Genomic DNA, 16,268 nt, shown 5'->3' on the forward strand with positions numbered 1-16,268 from the left:
AAGAGGCTATATGCACTCTCCGACAATAAGTACAATCGACATACAAAATAGCCCTAACGTTACATATACTGAATTTGTATGTAATGGTATATTCAGCTTAACAACTTTCTCATTCAACACTTGCTCAATTCGTAAATTAATTGCGGTTTTCGCAAACGACGCTGTAATACATTGATTTTCCATCGTCTTTATTTTAATTAACTTTAATAATGCACTACCTAGCTCAAATGAAGATTTCATTTTTTGCATCGCATATTTATCTGCTGATAGCTCTTGATATACATGATAACGCTGCAACATCCCTTTTAATATAGGAATATACATCATTCCCTCAGCTAACAATGTAAAGAAAAATAACTTTAATGGATCTCGATTTTTTTGATGATATTCCTCATGTAATACAATCGCATCAATTTCTTCCTCAGAAAATGCCTGAAACATTCCTTCTGAAATGACAATTTTCGGTCGAAATAATCCAATTGTAAATGCCGTAATCTGTAACGTTGATAATACGTACACTTGCTTTCCTTTTCTAGTAATAGACACGAGATTTCTTTTCAATCTTTTACTATAAAAAAATTGCTTCCAAATTCTTTTACTCATAATGATTACAGTAAATAACAGTAATCCGGCTATCATTATACGAAGTATTGATAGTTCCCTCATATGTTTTTGTAATTCAAATAAACAAAATTGAGAAAGGAAAAATGCTTTATTTTGAAAAAGAAATGGGTATGTAACGTAGTATACTAACATGCTTAAAAAAAGCACACTAATAGTCACTGCTAACAAAACGATTTTACGCATTTGCCACTTCATTTTATCGGTCCTCTTTTTTTAGCCGACTTAATTTCTCTTCTAATTTTTTTATTAAAGATGGATCAGCTTGTTCTAACTCATCTATCATATGGTTCACAACAAGATCTCCAAATTCACCCATTAATTCCTGTGTCATTTTCTTCGTTTGATTAGATAAAAATTCTTCCTTCGTTTGTGTAGTACGATACATACCACTTCTTTTCACAATATGCTTTTCTAAATGTGCTTTCTCTACTAATCTGTTCATAACTGTCATTACAGTATTAAAATTCACCGGGGATTCTTCACTTAATCTCTGTTGCACATCTTTAATGGTAATACCCTCAGTAGCCCAAACAATTTCCATTATTTTCGCTTCAAGCGGTCCGAAAAAGTGATTTAACCCTTGCTCATTTAACTTGTAGTTTTGAGTAAACATCGTATGGCCCCTTTCACACTACAGATTGTAGTATAAAATATATAGAAGGTCAAACATAAATGATATTAACTGATACTTAAATGAATCCTAATCTCCACTAATTAGTTATCTGTACCACGTTCGATTCATTGTAAACCTAACTTCTCTCCAAATGTATCATAGAGATAATATTCTAATATTTGCACACTAAATTTCTCATTACGCCCAAGTGCAAATAATTCCCGATCTTTAGCTACGATAGTATCTAATGGAATCACCACATTATCCACTATTTTTGTAATTTCAATTATATTACTTTCTACGTTTACTTCTGTTTTAAATTCAATATTTTCTAATACTATATGTGAACGTCTTCCTGATGCAAAAAAAGTAAAGTTAGGGTTTTTAAAAATTCCAATTTCACTCTCTAACGGATATAAATATTTATAAATTATATCTCTGTGTCCATCTTTTATTATTTTTTCATCTTTTTCATCATCTAAATATTCTTTCACCTTCGCTGCGAACTCAAATCGAAAATCCACTCTTTCACGCTCCCTCTTTTTAGTCTACGCTAATAAATATATTAATATAATTTAACTATATTATAAAATAAGTTCCTATAAAAAGTAAAAAACACTTTTGTAAAACTTTTGGTATTCCCTGTACTTTTTAAATATAAATACTCTTTCAACATTCATTAGTACGTCGTTATATTCATTTAAACATATTGTTCCCATATTTTGAAACAATATTTTCCAGTATTATATATCAATAAAGTGAAACTTTAATCAATGGGGGGTGTTCATCCCCCATTGATTATTAGCCCACACCAATCGGGCGTTTACGGGCAGCAGGGCTCCCGCCTAACTGCTTTGCTCCAATCGAATTTTGAGACGGGAGTTTACTGCCCGCAAATAGCGGGCTAAACTGCTTCTAATTCCTTTCTATCCACAGCTATCGACTCCTTATGCTATTTCAATATATTGTTCACTTTATTTCCCCTTATTCATTAAATCACAGAAGGAATGTAACTCCCCACTATCGAATTTTTACATAACAAATATTATTAGGTGGTGCTTTACTATGAAATTAGCAGTCATTGGTGGCGGTGATTTACAAGATCCAAATCACTTGCATATTAATGAACGACTTATAGAATTAACGAATAAACAATACCCAAAAGTATTATTCATTCCTACAGCTAGTCGTGATGATGAAGGATATATAAAGTTATTTTTAGCAACATTTGAAAAGCAATTACATTGTGAGGTTCAAATTTTACGCATTTCAACCGAAACACCTACTAAATATGAAATAGATGAGATGATTCATTCTGCCGATTTAATTTACCTTGGCGGTGGAAATTACGTTCACATGCTTGAACAATGGAAAGAACATAAACTAGATGAAAAGTTACTATTTGCTTTAAAACGTGGAACACTTATTGCAGGATATAGTGCCGGTGCTATGTGCTGGTTCACATCTAGCATTCGTTCAGATTATGAAGGTTCCGGTTATATAGAAAGTAGTGGCTGGGGTATTGTTAACAAAAGATTTTGTCCCCATTACAATCAATTAAATAGAATGAATGCCTTCCATACGTTTTTACAAACTCACCAAGGTAATATAGAAGGTATTGCATTAGAAGATAATTGCGCTTTATATATTACAGAAGGTTCATTTGAAATTATCGGTGAGCCAGATACAGCTTGGGAGTTTTATATGAATAATGGAGAACTCATTAGACAACATTTTGACATAACTTTAAAAAGTTATTTATAAGCATTCATAAAAAAATGTCCCTAAGTATAATGACTTAGGGACATTTTCATCTTTTAACTCACTAATCGTGTAATTCGTTTCTTCTGCCATGAAAGCTTATAATATGCATACTGTAATATTAAGCTGACGATGAATGCAGCTGGATACCCAATCCATATCCCTTCTATTCCAAGGCTCGTATGGTAAGAAAGATAATACGCCACAGGTACTTCAACAAGCCAAATTGATACAACACTGATTACAGTTGGCCATAGTACAGTACCACTTGCTCGCATTGTCGCACTAATAATTTGTGCATGACCGAAAATTAAGTAGCTCCATAATGTAATCATGATTAGACTATGAGCAATGTCAATTGTATTTTGACTTGTTAAAAATAGTGCTAAAATATCTCTTGAGAACAAGTAAATAAGAGATATTAATACACCACCAATGATATAATTCATAATAATTCCGGCCTTAACAACTTTCTGTAATCGATCAAATTGGTTCGCACCAATTGATTGCGCTGCAAAAATTGATACGGTAATGCCGAGGCTAACCGCTGGCATTTGTACATAACTTGCAACTTGGTTCACAACACCATACGCCGCTGTTGCATCTGAACCGTACCGATTTACAAATGCGATTACCGCGATCTCTGATAATGAAACTAATATCATATTAATACTCGCTGGAATACCGAGGCGTAACAATAGTTTTAATAACTCCCAGTCCATACGAAGATATTTTCTTACTGTCCCGTCTAATTGTAGTGGATGATTTTTCTTCTTTAAATACACTAGCATGACAATAAACGTAATAACTGTAGATATAACTGAAGCATAGGCTGCTCCGTAAACATCTAATTTCGGAGCTCCTAACCAGCCAAAAATAAGAATTGGTAATAAAATCATATTTAGCGCTGTACTTACGATTAAAAAGTAAAATGGCGTTTTTGAATCTCCTGTACCTCTCATAAATGTTGTATATGCAAAATATAAGAATAACACTGGCATAGATATAAATAAAATTCTTGCGTAATGCACACTTATTTCAATAATATTTTCTGGCGTTCCCATAAGACGCATAATATCCATCGCAAAAATACTACCTATTATCGCCAACACGACTCCGATAATAAAAGTAAACGTAAGCGTCGTACCAACGATAGCTTTTAAGCGCTCCTCATTTTTAGCACCAAATGCCTGACCAATTAAAATTGAACTACCAGAACCAATTCCAATTACAAATGAAACGAGTAGGAAAAATAACGGGAAAAATGCCGATATAGCTGCTAGATCATTTACGCCAAGCCATCTTCCTACTACTACCATTCCAAATAACTGTCCAACTGATTGTAATACATTACTTAAAAGTAACGGCACTAAAAACATGGACATCGATTTCCATATCGGCTTATGTTCTGTTTCTGACTTCTGTGACTCTACACCTTCTTTATTGTTATCTGTAGGTGGTTTCAAATTTCATTTCTCCTTTTATTTAAAATCTGCACTGTTAAATCCGTGCTCAAATAGTTGTAATTACTCCAACCATTTCTATACTTTTTGCTCGTCAAAGTAATTGCCTCTTCCACTCACTATTTTCAAATTCATCATAGAACTTTAACATATTTTTCGTATCTGTAATCCTCTATCTCTTTGTATAGTTGTTTTTATTATGTGCATCTATTCATTTTCTTCTCTTCATTCTTATAACTTCACCCAATATTGGCTTCCATCAGCTGTTCTATCTAAAAAACCATATTCGATTAAATATCTTCTCAAAGTTACAAAATCCGGATATATATTTTCTAAAACTGTATTCACTTCTTTTTCAGTATACTTTTTATTACTATCGAATTTCTTCACTAAATGACGTAATATAATCAATTTACGCTTTTGCTTTTTCGGAAATTTAGAAAGCGGTCCATCCAAACCTTCTGTAAAATGCACTGTTAAAACTTCAGCATTTTCTTCCTCTGTAATATTGTATCTATCATCCACCATCGTAGCTGTTCTATGAATCGGTACAAATTTTGTTTGAACTTTTGATTTTTCTTCTGACAATTCCATTAACGCTAAAAATACTTTCGCTTGCTTCATTTTCTCGCGCAATGTAAATCGATGATTGCGAATCGTCGATGTGCTCCCGCCATCCATTTCTTTTACAATCTCTTTATCGTTAAGTCCCATATGGAAAAACTGAACCATTTTCTTTTGCAAATCAGTTAAGCCTGTAAACTTTTTATCAAGATTTAATAAATATTCAAACATAGATGTATGCTCATTTTGAATATGCAACTGTACAAACTTCTCTGCTTCATACAAAACTTGATTTTCTTGATAAATAACCCCTTTAATAAACGTTTCTCCACAAGCTAAACAAACATACTCCTCTGCTTCCTCGTCAAATACATACCCTTTCTTCAATTCCTCTATCGACGCATCCCAAAACTTCTCTGAAATATCACTCATACTAAACATTCCTCCAAAGGGTTTATTAAAACCATAAACAAATTACGATACCGTTTATTACCACTCCATCATCTTACCATACCAAAAGCAAACAATTCAATATTTCGTTTACCTATTTTACAAACTTTTATAAAAATATCTATTTATACGTTATAAAAAGGACTTATCCCAACAAACAGCGAATGTGTTTTTAGAAACCACTTATTATTAAGATGTGAAATATGCTGTTCAATATTTAAGTGCTACAAACCTAATTCAACATGGAACCGGCATTCACACATTCCAAAACTTCAGCATTCAATTTTAACTACAAAAAAGGTGTTTCCATATACGAAAACACCTTTTACCTTTTATATATTTTATAAACAACCTCTACTAAAACTTTACTTGCTTTTACAAATACATGTTTTCGATTTCCATCCTCAACGAATCTATTTGAACAACCACTAATCATCATACAACTAATTATGACTATTACTTTAATACTTTTTCTGCAAATCATTTTATGCAACTCCACTTTTGAAAACTCCATTCAAATTTACCCCATCAAAAAAAGTTTACACGAATAATGAAACGTAAGAATATGTAATGTTGCATATTTTTACGTTTCATTACAATATTGTGATTTAATTATTTTAATGACTGGTATACCGAGGTGATTTACTTGAAATTTAAAGCGAAAAAAAATCCATTTCATATCATTTTAATCTCATTGTTTTTAGTTATTTTTTTCATTTCTCTATTCTTTCAAAATGAGAATTCTATTTTTTTCACTCTCATGATGCTCTTAAATATCGTGAATCTCTCTTCTTTCTATTTTTCTCATTACAAAATAACGGAATCTGCCCTTATTGTTAAACATGGTTTCATACTCCGTACTGAAATTCCATTTGAAAATATACGCCACATTAAATACTCTGGTAAAAAGCTTCGTTCAGAAAATTGGACAAGACAACAAATAGAAGTTCATTATAATTTATTCGACTCAGTAACATCTTTCGTACCACAAGAAGAGGAGAAATTCATTTCACTCTTAAAAGAAAACTGGCCAAATGTGAAAATAATCAATAGCACCTCAAATGAATAATTTTGTTTGAGACAGTTCAATGCTATTAGGATAACTATATAAGAATTGAATATCCTCCCCAAGTAAAACCGCCGTTTACATATTTATTCTCCCCTCAGGCTAACTCCCCAATAGTTAGTCTATTTTTTATTACATAAAGATACTACGCCTTCATCACAAACAAACGATACGAACATACACTATTTCTAGAAAAACAAACTACTACACAAAATGAATGAAAGGTGCTTATTATGTATGAGTTAAGTTATGAAGGATTAACAGGTGAAATTATTACAAGATATGATTGTGAGTACGAAGAAGCTAGACAAGAATGGAATCGGGCTATTCAAAAGTTTCCTTTAGCTATCATTTATTGTTTTACGAAATGGGATGTTAGTAATGCGATTATTTGGGCGAGAAAAAATGAAATTGCTATTCGCATTCGTTCTGGTGGACACCATTACGAAGGATATTCTGTCGGAAACAATGTCCTCGTAATTGATATAAGTAAAATGAACTGTATGCAGCTTAATGAACATAAAAATACATTAGTCATTCAAGGTGGTGCTCAAAATAAACAAATCTATGACTTTATCTCTTCAAAAGGTTATCCATTTCCAGGAGGAACTTGTCCAACTGTTGGAGTAAGTGGATACACTTTAGGTGGCGGTTGGGGCTATTCTAGTAGGTATTTCGGCCTTGGTTGTGACAATTTAATAGAGTTAGAATTAATTGACTATAAAGGTAAAGTAATTACAGCTAATGAAACTTGCCATAAAGACTTATTTTGGGCTTGTCGCGGGGCAGGTGGCGGAAATTTTGGCATCGTTGTTTCGCTAACTTTTAAGCTCCCTCCAATAGTTGATAAAGTTACTTTCGTTGAACTATATTGGCCTAACGCTTCAGTAGACATCCAAAAGGAATTTCTTCACACATGGCAAAGCTGGCTAGTAAATTTAAATAGTAAGATGACAATCGGTGCGAGCATATACAACTCTGCTGTGGAAGGACTTGCAATATATGGACGAGGTTTATATTACGGTACCCCAGAAGATGCAGCGTTCATTCTACAAGATTTACTCAATATAAACGGGGTGAAGATGAATTTACAATATATCAGTTTTCTTGAAGCAATGGCCATTGTAGAATCTTCATATCCCTCGTCTGAACAATTTAAATCTATAGGCCGGTTCGTTCATAAACAATATAACGAGGAAGAAATCGAAAAAATTATTAGTCTTATTGAAGATAGAGCTTCCGGTAGTATTTTTGCAGCTATAAGTCTCTACCCCCTTGGAGGAAAAATTCAAGATGTAGGTAAAGATGCGAGCGCTTTTTATTACCGCGATGCACATTATATTCTAGGAATCCAAACTATATGGGAAGATCCGATTGTTAAAAAGGATAATTCCCAATGGTTAGAAAGCCGATTTGACTATATAGAATCTATAACAGAAGGCTCATTCATCAATTTCCCATACAGCGATTTGAAAGATTATATGAACGCTTATTACGGGACACATGCGAACAAATTAAGAAAAATCAGTAAAAAATATGACCCTTTATGTGTATTTACTTTTCCGCAAGGAATTAAAAATTAATATGCGATAAAGTGAAACTTTAATCAGTGGAGGTTTTGTTCATCCCCCACTGATTATTAGCCTTCACCAATCGGGCGTTTATGGGCAGCAGGGCTCCCACCTAACTTCTTTGCTTCAGCCGAATTTTGAGGTAGGAGTTTTACTGCCCGGCAAATAGCGGGATAAAAAAGCCAAGATTCTAAATTAAGAATCTTGGCCTCTTCTATTATTCTTTCGGAGCAATCATTTTTTTCGGATCTACAATCTCATCAAATTGCTCTTCTGTTAGTAGTCCAGATTGCAATGCTGCTTCTTTTAAAGTTAACCCTTCTTTATGGGCATGCTTTGCAATTTTCGCGGCATTTTCATACCCGATATGTGGGTTTAGCGCTGTTACAAGCATTAATGAACGATTTACATTTTCATTAATTACTTCTTCATCTGCTTCAATACCAACTGCACATTTATCATTAAACGAAACGGTTGCATCAGCTAATAAGTGAGCAGATTGCAGGAAGTTGTAAGCAATAACTGGTTTGAATACGTTTAGCTCAAAATTACCTTGGCTCGCAGCAAATCCGATTGTTGTGTCATTCCCCATAACTTGTGCTACAACCATTGTTAATGCTTCACTTTGCGTTGGATTTACTTTACCTGGCATAATAGAGCTTCCTGGTTCATTTGCAGGGATAATAATTTCCCCAAGACCACTTCGTGGACCACTTGCAAGCCAGCGCACATCGTTAGCTATCTTCATTAAATCAGCAGCTAATGCTTTTAATGCTCCATGTGCAAATACAACTTCATCATGGCTCGTTAACGCATGGAATTTATTTGGTGCAGAAACAAATTGTTTACCTGTAAACAGACTAATTTCTTCTGCTACCATCTCACCAAATTTAGGGTGCGCATTAATTCCAGTTCCAACCGCAGTACCACCAATTGCTAATTCTTTCATATATGTATTGCTATCTGCAATCATACGCTCTGTTTTTTCAAGCATACGGTGCCATCCGCTAATTTCTTGTCCTAACGTTAAAGGTGTTGCATCTTGTAAATGCGTACGACCGATTTTAATAATATGTTCAAATGCAGTTACTTTTTCTGCTAATGTTTCTTTTAATTTCGTAATAGCTGGCAATACATGGTTTTCTACCGCAATTACACACGCTACATGAAGTGCTGTTGGGAACGTATCATTTGAACTTTGAGACATGTTCACGTCATCATTCGGATGAATATGTACGTCAGATCCCTTTTCTTTCAAAATTTGATTACCGCGGTTTGCAATTACTTCATTTACATTCATATTCGATTGTGTACCACTACCCGTTTGCCATACGACAAGTGGAAAATGTTCATTCCATTTTTCTGCGATAACTTCATCAGCAGCTTCCACAATTGCTTGCGTCTTCTCTTCTGATAGCTTTCCTAATTTTTGATTACTAAGCGCTGCACTCTTCTTTAAAATCGCAAATGCTTTTACAATTTCAAGCGGCATATGCTCTGTTCCAATCGGAAAATTTTCCTTACTACGCTGCGTTTGTGCTGCCCATAATTTATCAGCTGGAACTTTCATTTCTCCTAATGTATCTCTTTCAATTCTGTACTCCATTTTTTCATCCCCTTGAAAATAAAATACCTACATCTTTTATTTTAACAGACTTTCTATCAAATGATAAGAATTCTCATTAATACATATAAAAAAAATTACCTTCCGCCACCGCAGAAGGTAATTTTTTTATGATGCTTGCTTTCCTTTATCCGCATCATCTACATACCAAATGAACTTGCCTGTATATCCATAAATAACTGCTAAAATGAGTGATACGAAGCTTAGCCACATAAATGGAACGTATGATAATGTTGATACACCTAAAATACCAGCCATAAAAATACCATTATCAGACCATGGAACCATACCAGAAGTCAAAGTTCCACCTACTTCTGAGTTACGTGCTAATACGCGGCGATCTATTTTTAATTTATCATAGCTATCTTCCATAATTTTTGGTGTTAAAATAAGTGATACGTACATCGCACAACCAAATATGTTAGCTAAAAATGCAACGATTAATGTAGACAATGTTACATTACCTGCAGAATTTAATTTCTTCTCAAATTTCGATACGATTACCTTTAGAACACCTAACTTTTCAAGTAATCCACCAAAACCTAATCCGAAAATAATAACAGCTACTGAACCAAGCATACCATTAATTCCACCACGGTTTAATAACTTATCGACAAACTCGACACCAGATTGAATTGAGAATCCGTTATATGCTGTTCCAATTGCCTCTCCAAAGTTCATTCCTTGGAAAAGTGTTGCCCAAATTGCACCAATTAAAGCTCCCATAGCAATTGTTGGCATAGATGGTTTCTTCATCGCCAATAGCACAATAACAATTACCGCTGGAACAAGCATCCATATTTTAATATCAAAGTGCTTTAATAAAGATTCTTTTAAAAACTCAACTCTATTTAAATCTACATTATCCCCGCCATACATCCATCCAGCAACAGTAAACATAATGCTGGTAATAATATAAGCTGGAACGTCTAATACGAGCATAGCTCGAACGTGAGCGATAACATCTACTTTCGCCATAGAAGCTGCAAGAACTGTGCTATCAGAAAGTGGTGATAATTTGTCTCCGAAATAAGCTCCTGAAAGGACTGCACCCGCAACAAGCGGAAGTGGTAATCCAAGCCCTTCACCTATCGCCATCATAGCAATACCTGCAGTTCCAACTGTTCCCCATGATGTTCCTGTCGCGATAGAAGTGATTGAACAAATAATTAAAGTTGCCAATAAGAATATGCTAGGGTGAATGAATTCTAATCCATAATAAATTAATGTAGGTACAACCCCACCAGCAATCCACGTTCCAATTAAAGCCCCAACTGCAACTAAAATAAGAATTGCTTCTAATCCATTAGAAATCCCTTTCGTAATTGCATCTTGCAATTCTTGATAACGAAATCCTAATCTTAATCCAAGCGCAATAACTAAAAACCATGAAATAAATAGCGCTAATTGAATTGGGAGATCAAAAATCGTTTGGAAGGAAAAGACGACAGCAAGAAATAGGCATAAAAGAATAATAATTTCTAGCATCGATGGTAATCTTACACTTTTCATTTTTTTCTCTCCTTACAAGTCGATAACATGATGTATGTAGTCTTACGTGTATGTAGTATACAATTAGCGAAGACAAAACAAAATTTTCATATTATTTCGATTTATTTTTTCAGTATAATATATTCACAACCCTTTCTATTGTAAAAGTAGATTGCGCTTTTCGCAATGAAAAATATAAAAAATGTTGTATTTTTATTTATTTAGATAAAAACACCTAATGAAATAAAACTTTAATCAATGAGGGTTTTATCCATCCCCACTAATTATTAACCCATAATAACCTTTTTAATATTTGCCTCAACAAAACTTTTTACTACCGCTTTCACCTCATATGTAATAATATATTTCCACATAAAAAAAGAGCACACATCATTTAATCGATGCATGCGCCTCTTTTATTTATACATATTTTGTATCTCTTCTTTATTTTTAAGTATTTCCGAAAACTTATCGCTACAACCTTTCGGAAATAAAACTCCGAGTCCATATGAATGCCCAAACTGAAAATGAGGGTATTTCACCTTGACCTCATCCCAAAACTTATACACACCGAAATCACCGTTTTTAACTTCAATATCATGAAATAATACAATACCGTTTTTCGCAACTTTAGGTAACCATGTTTTATAATCATGAGAAACAGCTTCATACGTATGATAGCCATCAATATGCAAAAGATTTATCGTTTCATCTTGAAACTCATCCAGAGCATCATCAAAAGTAGACCGAATTAAATTCCCTATATTCAGGTAGTTATCCCTCACCACTTTTTCTACTATTTGAAAAACCCCTTCTCCATATGGACCTGTATGCCCATCTCCAGCCCAAGTATCTACAGCAAAACATTTTGTGGCTAACCCACCATCTTTTACCCCCTGGCAAAAACTAAAAAAGGAAGCACCTAAATGCGTACCTAACTCAACTAAAGTTGCTGGTTCTTCAAATCTTACTAAATCATATGCGAAATCTAAATGCCCACTCCACGCAGATTGTGACCGAATAATAGGACTAAAATTTTCAAATTCAAACGATGGTTTATGAGTAACCCAGTTCATCACGTATCTCCTTATACACATATTTTTAACAAACCAAATTACTCTTATCTTTATTTTTTTGGCGCCGCGATTATGATTATATTTCATAAAAAGATGAAGAATTACCCCATTCTTATTGGGGTAAAGCATCATATACATATGGATTTGCTGGCTTCTTAATCTTCTCTACTTTACTTATTTTCACAAGTGGAAATAGCATTCCTTAGAACCAGAAGCATTGAAAAACTTGGATGAACGATATGGAGATCAAATAACTGAACTTGTATTTATCGGCATCGATATGAATCGTTCTATTAACAGAAAAAGAAATGAAACAAGATTGAAATACATTTGTTGATCCTATTCCCGCTTTTACTTTCACTTCATAATAAAAAGGCTTCCGTAGCATGGAGCCTTTTTCACTTTGTAGTACTCTTATTTAACATATTTGCTTTAATAAGAAACACAATTGTACCTAAAACAATTAAGATAGCATATACGATACCAACTACATCACCTATTTTTTCTAAGCCAAACGGTAATAGTATAGTAGCAACTCCGACTATATAGGAAAACACACCTGAAAGCTTCGCTAATTTATTTTTATCTCCAACAAACGTTTCTTCCTGATAGCCTGCCAACAAAAACAATCTCTTTTTCACATGTATTTGATAGCCTAAAAAAATGATAAGTAATCCAACAAATAAACAAACCAAAAATCCTGCTAGCATATAACTCTCCCCTACGATATTTTACTATACACAAAAAAGATGATCGTTCTTACTAAACAATTTTATTTTTAATTAGAAATTTCAGTTTATTAACACTCCATTTCGTGATATATTGCATATTGTATCTAATATATATTTTTTTGAAAGGAGGACTATATATTTTATGGATCCAAATCGATTAAAAGGAATTATAATGGTCATAATCGGTGCTTGTTTATGGGGATTGTCCGGAACAGCTGCGCAACAACTTTTTCAATACGAAAACGTTTCTACTGAATGGTTAGTTACAATCCGTTTGCTTATATCCGGTGCTATTTTGCTCATTATGTCATCATTCGGAGCGAACAAAAAAGAAATATTTGGAATTTGGAAACAAAAGTCTGATGCAAATAAGATAATTTTGTTCGGTCTTTTAGGCATGCTTGCTGTACAGTACACGTACTTCGCTTCTATTAAAGAAGGAAACGCTGCTGTTGCAACTTTGTTACAATATTTAGCCCCTATATTTATCACTGTATACTTACTTTTCAAATGGAGCGTTCGTCCATCAAAAATTGATTATATTTCAATTACCCTCTCATTAGTAGGGACCTTTCTCCTATTAACAAACGGTTCTGTTCATAACTTAGCTGTATCTACACCTGCTATCATTTGGGGCATTTTATCTGGACTATCTCTTGCATTTTATAGTTTGTATTCAAAAGAATTGTTAGAAAAGTGGTCTTCATCCGTTATCGTTGGATGGGGGATGATCATTGGGGGGATTGGCGTAACGATTTTACACTTTATTTCCACAAACGAATTCATTTTATTATCAACTATGAAATATGTAAAACTAAGTACCCTCCCGCTCATTACATTTGTCGTCATTTTCGGGACACTCATCGCATTTTATTTATACTTAGATAGCATAAGATACCTTACGCCTAAAGAAACAACATTATTTGGCTGTACAGAACCACTCGCAGCTATTATTTCTTCTGTGCTTATTTTGCACGTACCGTTTCAATCTTTTCAGTTATTAGGTGCTTTTTGTGTAATTGTAATGGTGCTCATATTAAGCCAAAAACCGGATAAAGGAAAACCAAAATTAAAGCTTGTTAATACGAAAAAGAAACATATACAATGAAAGGATTGAATTCACTATGCCTGTCCCTCAAAATTATAAAAAACCAGGAAGAGTTTCAGCAAAGTCACTCGTTTTAAATCAACTGCAAGATTGGATTATAGAAGGTGTTTTACGACCTGATGAAAAAATAAATGATGGGGAATTGGCAGAAGCACTAGGAGTAAGCAGAACACCTGTTAGAGAAGCTTTACAAATTTTAGAGCTTTCTGGATTAGTTGAAATGGTACCTGGGCAAAAAACGAAAATCGCGCCTATTAAGTTAGACGACGTATCTATCATTTATGAGACGATAGCTGGTCTTCACTCAATTATAGGAAAGCAAGCACTTCAAAAAGTTACAGACGCTGATATTAAACTACTTTCCGAAATAAATGATGCTTTTCAACAATCTATACATGAAAAAGATTCAAAAAAAGCTTTAGAACTAGATATACGATTTCACAATACAATTACTTCTATTGCTAAAAACCGATATATTGAACCTTTTCTAGAAAATATGCAACTTCACATTTTACGCCTTGAATATTTATTTTTCCAAAACTTCGTGCCTGCAAGTCAATCTATTAAAGAACATCACTCTATAATTCAAGCACTACAAAAACAGGATGAAAAACGAATGGAACAAATGATGTCTCAAAACTGGCTCCGTCCAATGAAAGAAATACAAAAAATAATTTCTATGAAATAATAAAGCTGGTTACACAAAAGTGTAACCAGCTCCTTCTTTAATAATCTATGTGCTATGCCTGAATATTTGCGTAATCTTCAATATGCTCGTACTCTTTTTCCAATTCCTCTAAAGACAGCTCGTATAATTGTCGGTCGCGAATCTTAAACACCCCTGCTCCAATTAACTCATCAATTAAATGTCTCTTACGATTTTCAACAGCAAAACGGAGTTGACTACTCATCTTTTAAAAAACTCCTTTCTACGATCATTGAAAATGATAATCTTTATCAATTACCACTTTTGATTATAAAAGATGATTCTTAATAAGTAAAGTAATCTTATGAAATATTTACCTTACAAAGTATTTGTGGCCACATTATATATATGTATGCCACGCGAAAAATGTTATGACATTTTTTCATACCCTTTTTCTTTCATACTTTGCAAGTTGTCTCATTATGGTTAAATTCACCTTCTATTTCAACTTGAATGGTGACATGTTCTACATGAAATTTCCCCTTTAATACATCCGTTGCTTCTTTCAATACGCTTTGCGTTTCATTACCTTCGATAATAAGATGGCAAGTTAATACTTGAAAATCTGATGTTACAGACCATATATGTAAATCATGAACTTCTTTTACAATAGTAATATTTAATAATGTATTTTTCACCTCTTCAGCATCTATGTGCTGCGGTGCACCTTCCATTAATATATGAACTGTATCACGTGTTACACGCCATCCACTTATAATGACTAAAATAGACACAAGAATACTAGCAACCGCATCTGCAGCAGTCCATCCAAAAAATTTAATAAGTAACGCAGCAATAATCGCTCCAACTGAACCTAATAAATCGCCTAGTACATGTAAGAACGCACTTCTTAAATTTAAATTACCTTTCACATCTCCGCCTCTCATTAATATCCAAGCTGATACAATATTAATAAGCAGACCAAGCACAGCAATAATGAGCATTCCATTACTAGCGATTTCAACTGGTTCCTTAAAACGACGAATTGCTTCAATAAAAATATATACTGAAATGACAATAAGAACGACACCATTACATAATGCCGCTAACATTTCGACTCGCTTATACCCATATGTTTTCGCGGCCGTTGCCGTTTTTTCCCCAAGCTTGAACGCAAGTAAACTTAAAGCTAAGGATACTGCATCACTTAACATATGCCCTGCGTCAGACAATAGTGCTAAGCTATTTGTTACAAATCCGCCAATAACTTCAGCAATCATAAAGCTTGTTGTTAATAAGAAGGCAATTAATAACGCTTTTTTATTTTTTGAATGACCGTGATCATGTGAGTGCCCCATACAAATGCTCCTTTAAGTGCAATATCTGTATGTTAGTATGAAACACATTCCCTATCTTTATCCCCCATTAACGCCCGATAGTGAATGCTACTAATCAGTAGAAGATGAACAATACCCCACTG

At 33.8% G+C, this 16,268-nt stretch carries 17 protein-coding genes and 2 pseudogenes; 6 read left to right on the forward strand and 13 right to left on the reverse strand.

Annotated elements, in window-relative coordinates; all coding sequences use genetic code 11:
• Positions 1-6: 6 nt before the first annotated feature.
• The 3 genes from BG05_RS22605 to BG05_RS22615 all read right to left on the reverse strand — a co-directional run bounded on the left by BG05_RS22605 (position 7) and on the right by BG05_RS22615 (position 1,761).
• Positions 7-819, reverse strand: a complete 813-nt coding sequence (locus tag BG05_RS22605; protein WP_002126694.1) for a M56 family metallopeptidase — start codon at positions 817-819, stop codon at positions 7-9.
• A 1-nt stretch (position 820) separates the two neighbouring features.
• On the reverse strand, positions 821-1,237 hold the full coding sequence (locus tag BG05_RS22610; protein ID WP_002031086.1) for a BlaI/MecI/CopY family transcriptional regulator: 417 nt from the start codon (positions 1,235-1,237) through the stop codon (positions 821-823).
• A gap of 125 nt (positions 1,238-1,362) precedes the next feature.
• Positions 1,363-1,761 carry a DUF3942 family protein gene (locus BG05_RS22615; RefSeq protein ID WP_002031084.1) on the reverse strand — a complete coding sequence of 133 codons (399 nt, stop codon included), beginning with the start codon at positions 1,759-1,761 and terminating at the stop codon, positions 1,363-1,365.
• A 541-nt stretch (positions 1,762-2,302) separates the two neighbouring features.
• Here BG05_RS22615 and BG05_RS22620 point away from each other — a divergent pair.
• Positions 2,303-3,001 carry a peptidase E gene (locus BG05_RS22620; RefSeq protein WP_002031081.1) on the forward strand — a complete coding sequence of 233 codons (699 nt, stop codon included), beginning with the start codon at positions 2,303-2,305 and terminating at the stop codon, positions 2,999-3,001.
• A gap of 53 nt (positions 3,002-3,054) precedes the next feature.
• On the opposite strand, the gene BG05_RS22625 is transcribed toward BG05_RS22620, so the two are convergent.
• The 3 genes from BG05_RS22625 to BG05_RS22635 all read right to left on the reverse strand — a co-directional run bounded on the left by BG05_RS22625 (position 3,055) and on the right by BG05_RS22635 (position 5,989).
• Entirely contained in the window at positions 3,055-4,464 is a 1,410-nt protein-coding gene (locus BG05_RS22625; protein ID WP_002086395.1) for an MATE family efflux transporter, read from the reverse strand.
• A 228-nt stretch (positions 4,465-4,692) separates the two neighbouring features.
• Positions 4,693-5,457: a DUF2087 domain-containing protein gene (locus BG05_RS22630; protein ID WP_002126691.1), complete on the reverse strand. Its 765-nt coding sequence runs from the start codon at positions 5,455-5,457 to the stop codon at positions 4,693-4,695.
• 343 nt (positions 5,458-5,800) lie between these two features.
• Positions 5,801-5,989, reverse strand: a complete 189-nt coding sequence (locus BG05_RS22635; RefSeq protein WP_012260704.1) for a hypothetical protein — start codon at positions 5,987-5,989, stop codon at positions 5,801-5,803.
• A gap of 132 nt (positions 5,990-6,121) precedes the next feature.
• On the opposite strand from BG05_RS22635, the gene BG05_RS22640 reads away from it, so the two are divergent.
• Both BG05_RS22640 and BG05_RS22645 read left to right on the forward strand, forming a co-directional pair.
• A complete protein-coding gene (locus BG05_RS22640) occupies positions 6,122-6,544 on the forward strand; it encodes a PH domain-containing protein (RefSeq protein WP_016126751.1) in 423 nt (140 codons plus the stop codon).
• Between the two features lie 230 nt (positions 6,545-6,774).
• Positions 6,775-8,124, forward strand: a complete 1,350-nt coding sequence (locus tag BG05_RS22645) for an FAD-binding oxidoreductase (protein WP_033733870.1) — start codon at positions 6,775-6,777, stop codon at positions 8,122-8,124.
• 205 nt (positions 8,125-8,329) lie between these two features.
• Here the strand turns inward: BG05_RS22645 and fumC are convergent, their stop codons facing one another.
• The 4 genes and pseudogenes from fumC to BG05_RS32025 form a co-directional block, all read right to left on the reverse strand.
• Positions 8,330-9,718, reverse strand: a complete 1,389-nt coding sequence (fumC, locus tag BG05_RS22650; RefSeq protein WP_002035171.1) for a class II fumarate hydratase — start codon at positions 9,716-9,718, stop codon at positions 8,330-8,332.
• 126 nt (positions 9,719-9,844) lie between these two features.
• Positions 9,845-11,248 carry a Na+/H+ antiporter NhaC gene (gene nhaC / locus BG05_RS22655; protein WP_002126686.1) on the reverse strand — a complete coding sequence of 468 codons (1,404 nt, stop codon included), beginning with the start codon at positions 11,246-11,248 and terminating at the stop codon, positions 9,845-9,847.
• Between the two features lie 395 nt (positions 11,249-11,643).
• The gene (locus tag BG05_RS22660) at positions 11,644-12,303 is read right to left on the reverse strand and encodes a class I SAM-dependent methyltransferase (RefSeq protein ID WP_002030981.1); all 660 of its coding nucleotides are present in this window, start codon (positions 12,301-12,303) and stop codon (positions 11,644-11,646) included.
• 112 nt (positions 12,304-12,415) lie between these two features.
• Positions 12,416-12,505 (reverse strand): annotated as a pseudogene (locus tag BG05_RS32025) (TIGR03943 family putative permease subunit); the annotation flags it as partial.
• A 3-nt stretch (positions 12,506-12,508) separates the two neighbouring features.
• Here BG05_RS32025 and BG05_RS31735 point away from each other — a divergent pair.
• A pseudogene (locus BG05_RS31735) lies at positions 12,509-12,626 on the forward strand (cobalamin biosynthesis protein); the annotation flags it as partial.
• A 75-nt stretch (positions 12,627-12,701) separates the two neighbouring features.
• Here the strand turns inward: BG05_RS31735 and BG05_RS22665 are convergent.
• A complete protein-coding gene (locus tag BG05_RS22665; protein ID WP_002064702.1) occupies positions 12,702-13,013 on the reverse strand; it encodes a DUF3784 domain-containing protein in 312 nt (103 codons plus the stop codon).
• Between the two features lie 163 nt (positions 13,014-13,176).
• On the opposite strand from BG05_RS22665, the gene BG05_RS22670 reads away from it, so the two are divergent.
• Both BG05_RS22670 and BG05_RS22675 read left to right on the forward strand, forming a co-directional pair.
• On the forward strand, positions 13,177-14,142 hold the full coding sequence (locus tag BG05_RS22670) for a DMT family transporter (RefSeq protein ID WP_002126685.1): 966 nt from the start codon (positions 13,177-13,179) through the stop codon (positions 14,140-14,142).
• A 16-nt stretch (positions 14,143-14,158) separates the two neighbouring features.
• On the forward strand, positions 14,159-14,830 hold the full coding sequence (locus BG05_RS22675) for a GntR family transcriptional regulator (RefSeq protein WP_002030983.1): 672 nt from the start codon (positions 14,159-14,161) through the stop codon (positions 14,828-14,830).
• 52 nt (positions 14,831-14,882) lie between these two features.
• Here BG05_RS22675 and fbpA read toward each other — a convergent pair whose 3' ends face one another.
• Together fbpA and BG05_RS22685 are read right to left on the reverse strand one after the other, a co-directional pair.
• A complete protein-coding gene (fbpA, locus tag BG05_RS22680) occupies positions 14,883-15,053 on the reverse strand; it encodes a Fur-regulated basic protein FbpA (protein WP_002012091.1) in 171 nt (56 codons plus the stop codon).
• Between the two features lie 193 nt (positions 15,054-15,246).
• On the reverse strand, positions 15,247-16,146 hold the full coding sequence (locus BG05_RS22685) for a cation diffusion facilitator family transporter (protein WP_002012090.1): 900 nt from the start codon (positions 16,144-16,146) through the stop codon (positions 15,247-15,249).
• Positions 16,147-16,268: the final 122 nt, after the last annotated feature.

The organism is Bacillus mycoides (assembly GCF_000832605.1).
GTDB classification, from domain to species: Bacteria; Bacillota; Bacilli; order Bacillales; family Bacillaceae_G; genus Bacillus_A; species Bacillus_A mycoides.